Here is a 13,019-nt window from a genome sequence, read left to right on the forward strand (position 1 = left end):
ACGGACACCGCCCCGCTTCTGCCCGGAGGGCGTGGGAGTTGGCTTGCCGACGATCTGGCGCGAAGCGGCAGTAGACCCTGGAAACGTGCTGTACCTGACACGGCCAAGCTGTCTGGATTTACTGCCGGTGCCCGGCAGATCGCGGGCAAGCACCGCTCCCACGGCCTGCGGCCAGAATCAAAAACGCTCGGCGTATCGGTTGTAGAGGTTGGGGCTCTGGGAGTGCAGCATCTAAGGTGCGATGCCGGATGCCCCGCTTCTGCCCGGAGGGCGTGGGAGTTGGCTTGCCAACGATCTGGCGCGAAGCGGCAGTGGACCCTGGAAACGTGCTGTACCTGACACAGCGAGCTGTCTGGATTTACTGCCGGTGCCCGGCAGCTCGCGGGACGAGCCCGCTCCTACAGGCCTGCGGCCAGAATCAAAAACGCTTGGTGCATTGGTCGGTCATCATGTCATCTCGATCGCGTGGGGTTGTTCGGCATGCTCGCCACAGGCGACGGCAGCGCCAGCACGCCGACCGGAAAACACACAGTCGGCGAGGGAAAGACCGCTGATGTACAGATGCGAAGGAATGCCCAGGGCCGTGCGCCCGGCGGCGTACAGGCCGGCGATCGGCTGACCGTGTTCGTCCAGCACCGCGCCGCTGAGTTCATCGACCCGCAGGCCACCCAAGGTCAGCGCCCCCAGTGGAAAAACCGGATTGGTCACGGAAATGTCGCAGGCATAGAACGGCCCCTGATCCAGTGCTTGCCGCCCGGCCTCGGACTTGCCGAAGGGATCGGCAGCCTCGCCACGTGCAGCGGCGTTGGCCGCCAGCAACGAGGCACTGAGCACGGCCGGATTCATACCCGTGGCAGTGGCCAACTCGCTTGCACTGTTGCCCTTGCGAACCTTGAACAGCATCAGGGCCAAGGCCGGAAAACTCTGAAACCACCAGTAGCCGCCGAACAACGCCTCGCCAATGGCCTTTTTGCGCAACGGCGCATCGAGCACCAGCCATGCCTTGCCACCCTGCTCTTCCATCAAAGGCTGACCCAGGGTGGCGCCGTAGACCTCTTCGTTGCAAAACCGCAGCCCTTCCCGATTGACCACGATCCCCTTGTGCCAGCTGTAGGGCGGGTTGAGAAAGCGCCATGCCGAAACACGCTCCAGGCCGCTGCCCTGGCCCCCGACACTGGCGCCCAGGCGCAATCCGCTGCCATCGCAGCCGGTGGCACCGACCTTGAAGTTGCGCCGGAACCTGGGCGCGAACTGCTCGATCATCTGCCGATTGAAGATGAAGCCACCGGTGCTCAGGATCACCCCTTTGCGAGCCAGCACCCGTCGTGGCCGGGCAAAATCGCGTTCAAGCTGGCAGACCTTGCGCCGCAGCGTGTCGCAATACCTGGGAACGAAATTCTGCAAGCGCTCGGCGCGTGCCGCCAGGCGGGCATGCAACCGCGCCTCCTTGCTGCCTTCAGGCATGCACCAGAACTCGACACCGAGCACCCGCCCCTGCGGATCCGTCAGCAAGCGCCGCGCAGCCGCCTGCAGCAGCGGTCGAACTCCGTTCCTCAGGCACGCAGCCTTGAGGTGGGCGTAAAGCACCGCGCCGCCCTGGCCTTTCCCCACCGTACGATGACCGCGCGGCGCCGGTGGCAAGGGACCGCTGTGATCGGGCACCAACTCGTTACCCGAGTAATAGAGGAAGTAGCCATCGGGCGGGTACGAGGTCTTGCCCCCCGGCGGCATCTGATGCGCGTAAGGCGCGCCATGACCCTCAAGCCATTGGAGATTGTCCACACTCCGGGCACAAAAACGCCGCAGCGTGTCGTCGCTGATCACGCCTTGGGTTTCGTGCTTGAGGTAGTCGAACATGGCTTCGGGGCTATCGCTGAAACCGGCTGCCTGCTGGTGGCGGGTACCACCCCCGGCGTACACCACCCCGCCACTCTTGGCGCTGGCGCCACCACCGTTGAAGCGGTCGGCGATCAGCACATCAGCGCCCTGAGCGCGAGCTTCCAGGGCAGCACAGGCCCCGGCCGCTCCCCAGCCGACCACCAGTACGTCGCAGTGTTGGTCCCAGGACACGCTGGCGCTGTCGGGCACCTGCAAAGGCGGCAGTACCTCTGTGCAGGGAAGGTTGTTGGACATTGACATCACGGACTCCTAGCGTTGGCTGGCAAGGTGCTTGGCGGCGACATAGCCGAAGGTCATTGCTGGCCCCAGGGTGCCACCGGCGCCCGGATAGCTGGTGCCCATAACCGATGCAGAACAGTTGCCGATGGCGTACAGCCCGGCGATGGTGGAGCCGTCATCGCGCACCACCTGAGCGTGCTCATTGGTCAGCAGGCCGCCTTTGGTGCCGATGTCTCCGGCGTCCAGGCGCATGGCGTAATACGGGCCCTTGCGCAGCGGCGCCAGGCAAGGGTTGGGCTTGACGTTGCAGTCGCCGTAATAACGGTCGAAGACGTTACCGCCACGGTCGAAGTCCAGGTCCACGCCGGATTGCGCGTAGCCGTTGATGGTGCTCACGGTGTCTTGCAGCCCGGCGCTGTCGATGCCAATCTGCGCCGCCAGACCGTCCAGGGTGTCGGCCTTCCAGTACAGGTTACCCAGCCACTCCTTGCGCAGGCGGCCATCGGGCATGACCTGGCCCGGCATCATCGGACCCATGGCGTAGTTGAAGCGGAAATGCGCGTCGAAGATCACCCAGGCCGGCACCGATTGACCGCCGGTTTTCTGGTTGTCCTTGTGCATCGCATCGACGAACTCCAGATACGGCGCGGCTTCGTTGACAAAGCGCTGCCCCTGGCCGTTGACCACGATAGCGCCGGGGAAAGCGCGCTCGGCGAAGATACCCCTGGGCTTGTCTTCTCCCGGCACGGCAATGGTCGGTGCCCACCAGCCCCAATCCAGTAACGCGGTGGCCGCGCCATGGGACATCCCGGCTTGCAGTGCCGCACCGGTGTTATTGCCCGGCGGCGTCGCACTCCATGCCACCCGGGTCGGCTTGGGCAGGTACTGATCGCGCAAAGCCTGGTTCTGCTCGAACCCACCGCTGGCCAGGATGACCCCGTGCCGCGCATACAGGTGTCGCTCGGTCCCGCCCTGCTGCACGGTAATGCCGGCGATCCGTCCGTTATCGTTGATCAGACCGGAGAAATCGGTGTTGAGCCACAGCGGCACATTGCGATCCATCAGCGAGCGGCGCAGCGAAGCGACCAGGGAACTGCCCAGAGAAGCACGGCGATCCATCTTGCTCTTGCGGCGCCATTTGAAATCCAGCTTGTAGCGCAGCATCAATTTCATGATCAGCAGACGCCAGCCGAAACTGCGGGCCATGGCTTTGTGCGCATCGCGCGCGGTCCAGGCAATGCGCCCCATGAGCAGGGTCGAAGGCGACGGCTTGCGCAGATTGACCAGTTCCTCGCCCAGCAGACTGGTGTCGAATAACTCCGGATCAAGGGTACGCCCACCGGCAAGTGCCCCCGGCAAGTGCGGGTAATAATCCGGGTATTGAGCCGCCACCGCATAGCGCACCCGGCTGATGCGGGTCAGTTGTTCGATCATCTTCGGCGCGTTGTCCAGATACGCGCGCAGGCGCGCGTCATCGACATGCTCGCCCGCTGCCGCCCTGAGGTAGGTCAGCGCCGCTGCGTAGCTGTCCTTGCCGCGCAGGCGAGCGAAATAGTGGTTGTTGGGGATCCAGATGCCGCCGCCGGAGATGGCCGAGGTGCCGCCATACTGGTCGCTTTTTTCCACCACCAGGACACTCAGACCCTGGTCGCAGAGGAACACCGCCGAAGTCATCGCGCCTGCGCCCGAACCGACGACAATCACGTCGTAATGGTCCTGTGACTGAACTTGAGCCGTCATTATTGTTATGCCATTAGCTGAGGTCAGAAAGAAAACCGCCGGCGACGCAGCGGGCCCGCTGGCGGAGTGCAGCCCATGATCAGCGCTGCGGGGGATGGGCTCATCGTCAAAGTGGACTAGGACCTGCCCTCCCTCGGAACGCATCCAAGGGCGGGCGCAGGCCAGGGAGGCTTACAGGGCGGGTTTACACCACAGCGCGTCTCGCTGCCCACGGATGGACCTGTTCCAGCTGGCTGGCCAGGCGCAGCAAGACGTCTTCTGCTCCCATGCTCGCCGTGAACATCATGCCCACCGGCAAGCCGTCGTCGCTCTGGCCCAGAGGCAGTGAGATGGCTGGCTGTCCACTGACATTGGCCAGCACGGTATACCCGGCGCTGCCCATGGCATGTTGCACGTAGCTGTCCCAGGGCTGATCCAGGGACAGCAGGCCCAGCTTGGGCGTCACGCTGCCGGTCACGGGCGACAAGATAACGTCGTAGCGCTCGAAGTGCCGCTCCATCTCGGCGCCGATGCTCTCGAACGACTGGCGGGCGCGATACAAGTCCGCCCCACTGGTGCCCTTCCAGCGTTCGAGGTTGACCAGGGTGATGCGCTCCAGGTCTTGCGTGGTAGCAGCCCGTCCAAGCATCTGTTCACGGTCCTGGATCAGGCTCCGCAGCGCGGTACCAATGACCGTGCCATGGGCGCCGAACAGCTGACGCGGGTCAATCGTCAGCGTCAACTCCTCGACTTCGTGCCCCAGCGCCAGCAGCTGCTTGATGGTCTGTTCCAGGGTTGCGGCAATCGCCGGCTCCAGAGGGGCGCCGGTCAGCGACTGGCGCACCACCGCCACGCGCAGCTTGCCCGGCTCACGCTGCAGCTCTTGTGCATAGGGTCGGACCAGCGGTGGGCACCAATAGGCGCTGCCCGCCTCATGGCCTTGCCCGGCGTCCAGGAACAGCGCGGTATCGCGTACCGTGCGTGAGACCACATTGGCCACACTGGCGCCAAACCAGCCTTCGTAATGCAGCGGCCCGCTGGGCGTGCGATAACGGCTGGGCTTGAGCCCCACCAGACCGCAATACGAAGCCGGGATGCGGATCGAACCGCCGCCATCGGTGGCATGGGCCACCGGCACAATCCCGGCCGCCACCGCCGCTGCCGCGCCCCCGGAGGAACCGCCCGCGCTCATGGCGAGGTTCCACGGATTACGGGTCTGACCCCAGGCCAGGGATTCGGTGGTGGTGGTCAAGCCGAACTCGGGACAGGTGGTCTTGCCGAATGGCACCGCACCCGCCTGCTCGTAGCGGCTGATCAGGGTGCTGGTGCGAGTCGCCGGCGGCGAGTCCTTGAACAGCCGCGAACCGTTGCTGGTGATGGTGCCCTGCAGGGGCGTATTGAGGTCCTTGATCAACAATGGCACGCCTGCCAGCGCGCCTTGATTGTGAGTCCCCGCCGCGCGACGTCGGTCGAGCAAGCTGCGCGCATAGGCTTCATGCAGCATGTTCACCGCGTTGACCTTGGGATTGACTGCGCTGCAGCGCGCCAGCGCCGCCGCCAGCAGGTCCTCGGCGCTCAGCTCGCCGCTGCGGATCGCCTGACCCATGGCCCAGGCGTCCATCGCCTGATAATCGCTGGCCGAAAGACCTGCTGCGCGGGCATCGGCGAAACGCCCCAGCAGGCCGACGCCAACGGCCAGCGCGCCGGCCTTGAGCACGCTGCGACGCGGCCAGCCTGTTTCGGGAGCAGTAGCTGCGTTGAGTGGGGGATGTCCGTAATTGTCCATGGTAGTGGTCGCGACCTGATTGATTATTGTTGTCATATGTCTGAATAACGGAGTATCGCGGATGGCAGGGCCTGCCGTCAGTCGGCAGTGACCCCTGCCAGCATGGCCGCCAGGAAGTGTTCACCGTAGGGCGGCAACAGGCCCCACTCGCGACGTGGATCGTGGGCCGGCGCCTTGAACACCGCACGCAGGTGACTGAACTGCAGAAAACCTTCGCGGCCATGATAGTGGCCCATGCCCGAGGCACCGACACCGCCAAACGGCGCATCGTGCAGCGCCGCATGCATCATTACGTCGTTGATGGTGACCCCGCCGGACAAGGTGTGACCCAGCACCCGACGTTGCTCCTGTTCATCTTCACCGAAGTAGTAGAGCGCCAGGGGACGCGGCCCGGCGTTGATCTGGGCGATGACCTGATCGACGTCGTCGTAACCGAGCACGACCATGGCCGGGCCGAAAATTTCCTCATGCATGATCAGGCTGTCCGGGGCGGGATCGACCACCACCCGCAACGGTCGGCGACGGTCACCGACATCCACCGCCAGCGGTTCGGGCAGGCTTTCGATGCGCGCACCCCGCACATCGGCATCCTCGATCAAACCCTCGACCCGCTGCAGATGACGTTCGTTGACCACTGCCACCACATCCGGATTGCCAGCCACTGTCGGATGAAGATCGCGGTAAGCGCCGCGCAACGCATCAAGAAAAGGTTCCAGTTGCGCCTTGGGCACGTAGACCAGATCCGGATTGATGCAAATCTGCCCGCCGTTACTGGCCTTGCCTGCGGCCAGGCTCAAAGCGGCTTTATTCAGGTCGGCGGTGCGGGAAATGATGACCGGCGACTTGCCGCCCAGCTCCAGGGTCACCGGCACCAGGTTTTTTGCGGCATTGGCCATCACCTTTTTGCCCACCGCAGTACTGCCGGTGAACACCAGGTGATCGAAGGCGTGGCTGCTGAAGGCCTCGCCCAGCTCCGGCCCGCCGTTGACCACCGCCACCACTAACGGGTCAAGGTGTTCGGCGCACAGGCGCGCCACCAGCTCCGCCGTACGCGGCACGACTTCCGATGGTTTGAGAATGGCCCGGTTGCCAGCCGCCAGCACCGACGCCAACGGGCTGAACAAGGTGTACAACGGCGCGTTCCAGGTGCCGAGGATACCCACCACACCTTTGGGCTGGTGCATGACCCAGGCCGTGGCGCCCAGTTGGTCATAGGGGCTGAACACCTCGCGCGGTTGGTCCTGCATCCATTCCTGCAAATGGTCACGGGCATATTTGAGCGAGGCCAGCGCACCCAGTACGTCATTCATCAGGGAGAAGCCAGCGGGCCGCCCGCCAAAGTCCTCGTCCATGGCCCGGGTCAATGCCCCGTGATGACCCACCAACAGGTCGATCACTTGCTGGAGGCGCTGACGACGCGTGTCGGCACTGACACTCCCTGCGCTGACAAAGGCGCTTTTCTGTCGCGCCAGCAGACTGGAAAGGTTTTCGACGCAAGACGTGGCTGAACTCATTGTTATCCCCTTGCAGGCTGGCTCGATGGCCGTTAAGCGCCCGATGCGCTGGGCGCCACACTAGCCGGGGGATACCCGCAATGCCTCGTCCAATCGGACCAGACAGCGCAATAGTGTTAGTCCGTTGAGACGATGTTCAACACCTGCAAACGCCCAACAATGGCCATACGAAAACCTCTGATCAATGAGGCCAGCCATGGCAATGCAAGACATCAGCTTCGATCCCCAGGCCTTTCGTGCCGCGCTGGGTACGTTCACCACCGGGGTTACGATTATCACTACCCAGACCGAGGACGGTTTGCCGGTGGGCATCACCGCCAACAGTTTCAACTCGGTTTCGCTCAACCCCCCGCTGGTGCTCTGGAGTCTGTCCAAGCAGGCGCGCAGCCTGCCGGTCTTCAGCAGTGGCAAGCACTGGAATGTGCACGTGCTGTCCACCGAGCAAGAGACGCTGTCGGGACGCTTCGCCACCCAGGGCGAAGACAAGTTCGCCGAGATCAGTCTGGATAACGGGGTCAGCGAGGCGCCGCTGCTGCAGGACTGCACGGCACGCTTTCAGTGTCGCACCGCGTTCCAGTACGAAGGCGGCGACCATGTAATCTTTGTCGGCGAAGTACTGGCCTTCGACCACAGCGACCGGGCGCCTCTGGCCTTCCAGAGTGGTCAATACGCCCTGGCCACGCGCAAGCCCCGCAGCGAGCTGCGCCTGGCGACCACGCCGCCACCCCCGGAGTGCAGTTATACCGAGGACTTGCTCGGTTATCTGCTGGGGCGTGCGCATTACCAGGTCCTCAACGCCCTGCGCGAGCTCCTGAACAGTCAGCAACTCGACGAACAGACTTTTTTCGTGCTGTCGATTCTGTGCATCCGCGACAACATTACCCTTGAAGAAATCAATACGTTCGTCAGCTACACCGGCCGCCTGGTGACGCTGGCAGGCATGCGGTTTCTTGAACACCAGCGTCTGGTGGCGTTCGAGGGCCCGGCCCATGCGCTGCGTTTTGTCCTCACCGCTCAGGGCCGCGAAGTGTCACTGCATCAGCTTGCGCTGGCCAAGGCAGTCGAAGAAGACCTTTCGGTCAGGCTCGGGGCCGCAGATGCGCAGGCCTTGAAGGTATTGCTCAAGCGTTTGATCGTGGTCAGTGACCCCGGCCTGCCTGATTTATGGGCACCGCGATGACTGCTCGCGCAGGCCTGCTGCCACCGGCCAGGCTCGATTGGGGCCGTCATGGTTTGTTGGGGTTGCTGGCCATGGTATTTGCCGGCAACTTCGTCGGCCGCCAGATACTGGCGGTGATGGTCGAGCCGATCAAGTCCGAGTTCGCCGTGAGCGACACCGCCATCGGCCTGATCTCGGGCCTGGCATTCGCCGCGGTGTATGCGCTCATGGGGCTGCCTGCGGGGCGGTTGGTAGACCGCCTGCCGCGAATCCGCCTGCTGGCAATTGCCTGCTTGCTGTGGGCGATGGCGACCATGTTCTGCGGCCTGGCTGGAAGCTTCGTTGCCTTGGCCGTTGCGCGAATGCTGGTGGCTGTCAGCGAATCACCGACGACTTCGGCTTCACTGTCGCTGATCGCCGATCTGTATCCGCCCCAACGCCGCTCATTTGCCATCAGCTGCTTCACAGCCGCACCTACGTTTTCCTCGATCATCGGCTTGAGTGTCGGTGCCTGGGTCGTGGAGCACTACGGCTGGCGCAGCGCATTCATTGCCCTTGGTATGCCTGCGCTGGTGTTCAGCACGATCCTGGCCTTTTTCGTGCGCGATCCGCAGCGCGGTCGATGGGATGTCACGCCGCACGCCGCGGCGCAGCCCGCGCTACTGGGCATCGGCGCCGAATCACGCAATCTGCTGGCGCTGCCGGCCTACCGCTGTCTGATCCTCGCTGGCGGCCTGGCCACGCTCAGTTCATACGCCGTGGGCATGTGGAACACCAGCTTTCTGGTGCGCTCGCACGGCTTGTCACTGCAACATGCCGGCTTGCTGGTTGGGCTGACCTGCGGCATTTGCGCCGGAATCGGCGGCCTGTTCAGTGGCTGGTTGAGTGATCGTCTGTGCAGCCGTGACCCCCACTGGCAAGTTTCCATTCCGGTGCTGGGCCACCTGGCGGCCGTCTGTGCACTGGTCCCCTATCTGCTCTGGTCTGACTCCATTTTGCTGCGCCTGGGGGATGTCCCGATTCCGGGTGCAATGCTCTGGTGTGCGCTGTATTCCTTCTTTGCCGTGTGGTGGGTCGCTCCGTCCTACAATCTTGTCAGCCAACTGGTGCCACCCGGGCGCCGCGGAACGGCCATGGCGTTGCAAACCATCGTCAGCACCCTGCTCGGGGTCGGCGTCGGGCCATTGGTCACTGGACTGTTCAGTGACTTGTTGCTGCCGCTGTTTGGGCAAGAGTCGCTGCGCTATTCATTGCTGCTGGTGAATCTGCCGGTGATTTGCGCGGTGCTTTTACTGGTGCGCACGGCAAGGCATGCATCAGCAACCGGTTATCGCCACCCGGGATAAGGGAACGCCGCTCGCGTCCAGGAAAAGTACACGTGCCCTCACTGTCCAACTGACGGATGCACTTGCAAATGACCATCGCTTTGGCCAATCCAAAACCCAGCGCACGCGATCGAGTACTCAGCGGGGCCATTGAACTCTTTGCCACTCGTGGCTTTCAGGCCGTCGGCTTGCGTGACCTGGCGAGCTATCTGGGTTTGCAGGCAGGATCGCTCTACCACCATATCGAGAACAAGCAGTCCCTGTTGTTCGAACTTATGGAGGCCGCGCTCGCGCAGTTACTGTTGAACACGACATGCCGCGTGAAAGCCATCCGCAGCCCTCGCAAACGCGTGGATCTGTTTATTCAGACCTTTGTCGACTTCAGCATCACTGAAAAGTACAAATTAACCCTGATCACCCATGAATTCTGCAATCTGGACGAGTCACAAAAGCAACGGATCATCCAGTTGAAAAATACTTATGCGTCGCTTCTGAACGCCATCATCACGGACCAATACCGACCCGATGCAACCCTAGGCACTCACCTCTGCCCGGTCGCCAATACGGTGATCGCCATTCTCTTCGGACAGGCCCAGTGGTACACCCTGGATACCACTGAGCCTGCCTTGGGAGAGACGCTGAAAAATGTCGTGCTGTGCCTGGTCTCGAATCAGCCGTGCTCTGGTGCAAATGCGCAACAGCGAGCGACCATCAGGTGATCGCCAGTGAGTTGAACCAGGGCTCGCATGCTGCGGGTGGCATTGGGGGAGTGACCGCGATATCGCTTCAAATGCCGCCACTGGTGACCGGCAGGTATCAGCCACTGGCCGCCGGTCGCGGATGTTGCGCGAAGGCGACCTCTTGACGCACCGAGTGGCGGTTGAGGTCTATGCTCATAGCGATTTAGAGACCCTTCACAACCAAAGCGAGCTGACGTCGAGTCCGTTGGGAGCAAAGATGAGCACTCAACCCGCAATCGGTTTCTGGCAGGTAATGCCAATCATCACATCGCTATTGGCACTGGTTTTCATCTATACCAATGCGCGCTTCAGCATTCGAAACAAGCAAGCGGACCTCATCATCCACTTTCACAAGCAATTTGACGAAATGCAGAAAAAACGCTGTGAGCTATTGGTCGCACAGGCAGAGTTGGCCAGCGGGTCGGCAGGAGCCTGGACCCCGGAGCGCATCAACGTTGAGGCTGAGATGTTCTTCGATAGATTCTGGAGCCTTCAGTTCGACCAGTTCCTGGCGTGGTATGAGGGCCATCTGCCGACGTCGATCTACATTTACTGGGTATTCTCGCGCTGGCGCGAGCTGCACCAACCGTCTGCGGGTTGGACCGTCTGCGCAAGTACGCTGGCATCTACCCTCGACACCTTGAACATCAGGTGGCAGAAGAATCAGGATAAATCCTCCAGACTGTCAGCTCATCTGACCAGTTTTTTCGGCTTGATGTTCGCACTCAAGCAGAATGCCGCGTCCGCCGAGGTTGAAGAGCAACTGGGGCATTTTGGACCCTCGGCTGCACGCCGATTCGGTCGATGGCTATTCGGCGCGTATTGACGAGCACGCGTAAAGGCATGGGGTTTCCCCTTCGCCCGGAATAGCGCTGACACGCCCCCTTGATGACCGCGCTGTGCCCGTCGACCTCGACCCCGTGGAAAGCAGATCCGAGCGTGGACACTCGAACGCTCGAACTGATCGTTTGCCATGTCGTTATGCAGCGGAAAACGGGCAGCATCGAGCACAAGCCTCATTGAGTCTGCGTGCAGGAACGGTCAAGATCCGCATGGTAGCTTAAGTACGCCCTGCCCCGTCTGAACTTGGACGGGTGTGACCGCATGTTTGGCCACGGCTTATACTGGCTCAATTCACTCATCCAAGGACAGGCAATGCTCATTGTATTCAGCGGCGTTCCTGGCACCGGAAAGACCACGATCGCCAAGGATCTCGTCGCCACGACCGGCGCCGTTTACCTTCGGATCGATACGATAGAGCAAGCCATTCGAAACTCAGGTGCTCTTGCACACGACGTTGGACGTAGCGGTTATCTGGTCGCCAACGAGCTTGCGCTGAGTAATCTATGCCTCGGCCGCACGGTGATCGTTGATTGTGTCAATCCGGTGATCGAAAGCCGTAAGGCGTGGAGCGAAGTCGCCACAAAGGCGGGGGTCCGGCTAGTCAATATTCAAGTGGTTTGCTCGGATAAGCACGAGCATCGGCGTCGGGTGGAATCAAGGCTGACAGATATTCCGGGGCTGACCCCACCCTCCTGGCAGTCGGTGCTGGAGCATGAGTATGAGGCGTGGATCGACGCTCCGTTTTGCATAGACACGGCGCTGACTTCGCCGGCGCAAGCGGTGTCGATGGTCACGAAACGACTGGCGCAACGCTATAACCCCCGCCATCATTGCAGTGATTGAGGTTGATGCCACCGCCCAATAGCCAACCTCGCCAGAACCGCTGCCCTGCCCCAACGTTCACTCACCTAGATGGCCCGCAATGTTCGATACCGAGTCATACAAGTTGCAGAGCCTGGAGGCCAAACTGAACCTGCGGTATGCACATGAACGGCTGAATGAAATGTTCAATGCCGGCTGCATCACCGGCCCTCTGTTTCGCAAGCGCCAGCTCGAGCTGGCTTCCTGCATTCAGGCCTGGTGCGACCTTTCTCAAACAAGGGAAGTCGAGATCAAACGCCTTCGCAAATCTGGTTTACCCGCCGCCAGTTGAACCGGAGCGTTTGCGCCTCGACGTGAGCGACGCCAAGTCTCACCCCGCCTGGAAAGCATCAGCACAAGTAGTCGTGCGTATCTGCTGGTGCACAGCGTCCGCAATCGGCTGATCGAACCGTACTACTGGCCACGTCTCTAACGGCACGGGTGCGTTCGATTCAAATCACCGAACCAAATTCGACCGCCGTAGGTCTAGAAACCAAGTCCAGTCGATGAAAGAGAGTAAAACATGTTTAAATTTCTAGGCGGCACCATAGGCGTCATTTTCCTGATCGGCCTGATCGTAGTGATTGCCCTCTTCAAGTTCATCTTCTGATCGGGACGGTCAATGGATGACTTATCGGTGCAGGCGTCAGCCCGCACCGACACCCCGAACTTCGCTGTCGCGCTTATGGCTTCCACCGTCCCCATCGCCCATCGCCCGTCGGCCCTTGTGATGGGCCCAAACCCTGAAAAAAGTTACACCACCCCTCCCACTTGACTCTTGTGGCTTCTGAGCAAAAACGGATCGCAATGTCTGCGCACAAGCCCGTTGCGCTCAGGCTCCAAGGCTCAAGGACGGTGCTCATAAGGGATTTATGACGCTGTGGCGCGTGTGTAGTTTCGCCGCAAAATTTTTTTTCTGATGCTCTTGAAATCCTTTTTCCCTGATCCTAGATT

General features: G+C 61.7%; 10 protein-coding genes. 6 read left to right on the forward strand and 4 right to left on the reverse strand.

Features of this window, described 5'->3' with window-relative positions; all coding sequences use genetic code 11:
* Positions 1 to 447: 447 nt before the first annotated feature.
* The 4 genes from ACI2KS_RS21870 to ACI2KS_RS21885 all read right to left on the reverse strand — a co-directional run bounded on the left by ACI2KS_RS21870 (position 448) and on the right by ACI2KS_RS21885 (position 7,164).
* On the reverse strand, positions 448 to 2,139 hold the full coding sequence (locus tag ACI2KS_RS21870) for an FAD-binding protein (protein WP_404623095.1): 1,692 nt from the start codon (positions 2,137 to 2,139) through the stop codon (positions 448 to 450).
* A 9-nt stretch (positions 2,140 to 2,148) separates the two neighbouring features.
* Positions 2,149 to 3,858 carry an FAD-binding protein gene (locus tag ACI2KS_RS21875; protein WP_404623096.1) on the reverse strand — a complete coding sequence of 570 codons (1,710 nt, stop codon included), beginning with the start codon at positions 3,856 to 3,858 and terminating at the stop codon, positions 2,149 to 2,151.
* A 184-nt stretch (positions 3,859 to 4,042) separates the two neighbouring features.
* On the reverse strand, positions 4,043 to 5,623 hold the full coding sequence (locus tag ACI2KS_RS21880) for an amidase (protein ID WP_404623097.1): 1,581 nt from the start codon (positions 5,621 to 5,623) through the stop codon (positions 4,043 to 4,045).
* A 77-nt stretch (positions 5,624 to 5,700) separates the two neighbouring features.
* A complete protein-coding gene (locus ACI2KS_RS21885; protein WP_404623180.1) occupies positions 5,701 to 7,164 on the reverse strand; it encodes a coniferyl aldehyde dehydrogenase in 1,464 nt (487 codons plus the stop codon).
* Positions 7,165 to 7,333: 169 nt separating this feature from the next.
* Here ACI2KS_RS21885 and ACI2KS_RS21890 point away from each other — a divergent pair, with 169 nt between their 5' ends.
* The 6 genes from ACI2KS_RS21890 (at position 7,334) to ACI2KS_RS21915 (ending at position 12,357) form a co-directional block, all read left to right on the forward strand.
* Positions 7,334 to 8,317: a flavin reductase gene (locus ACI2KS_RS21890; protein ID WP_404623098.1), complete on the forward strand. Its 984-nt coding sequence runs from the start codon at positions 7,334 to 7,336 to the stop codon at positions 8,315 to 8,317.
* Positions 8,314 to 9,642 (forward strand): spinster family MFS transporter, encoded by a 1,329-nt coding sequence (locus ACI2KS_RS21895; protein WP_404623099.1) that lies wholly within the window; start codon positions 8,314 to 8,316, stop codon positions 9,640 to 9,642. Before ACI2KS_RS21890 ends, ACI2KS_RS21895 begins: the two co-directional genes overlap by 4 nt.
* 68 nt (positions 9,643 to 9,710) lie before the next feature.
* On the forward strand, positions 9,711 to 10,340 hold the full coding sequence (locus ACI2KS_RS21900) for a TetR/AcrR family transcriptional regulator (RefSeq protein WP_404623100.1): 630 nt from the start codon (positions 9,711 to 9,713) through the stop codon (positions 10,338 to 10,340).
* Between the two features lie 238 nt (positions 10,341 to 10,578).
* Positions 10,579 to 11,187, forward strand: coding sequence for a hypothetical protein (locus tag ACI2KS_RS21905; protein WP_404623101.1), 609 nt, complete (start codon positions 10,579 to 10,581; stop codon positions 11,185 to 11,187).
* Between the two features lie 329 nt (positions 11,188 to 11,516).
* Positions 11,517 to 12,047 carry an AAA family ATPase gene (locus tag ACI2KS_RS21910; protein WP_404623102.1) on the forward strand — a complete coding sequence of 177 codons (531 nt, stop codon included), beginning with the start codon at positions 11,517 to 11,519 and terminating at the stop codon, positions 12,045 to 12,047.
* A gap of 79 nt (positions 12,048 to 12,126) precedes the next feature.
* Positions 12,127 to 12,357, forward strand: coding sequence for a hypothetical protein (locus ACI2KS_RS21915; RefSeq protein WP_404623103.1), 231 nt, complete (start codon positions 12,127 to 12,129; stop codon positions 12,355 to 12,357).
* Positions 12,358 to 13,019: the final 662 nt, after the last annotated feature.

This window comes from Pseudomonas sp. NPDC087358 (genome assembly GCF_044900785.1).
Lineage (GTDB): Bacteria > Pseudomonadota > Gammaproteobacteria > Pseudomonadales > Pseudomonadaceae > Aquipseudomonas.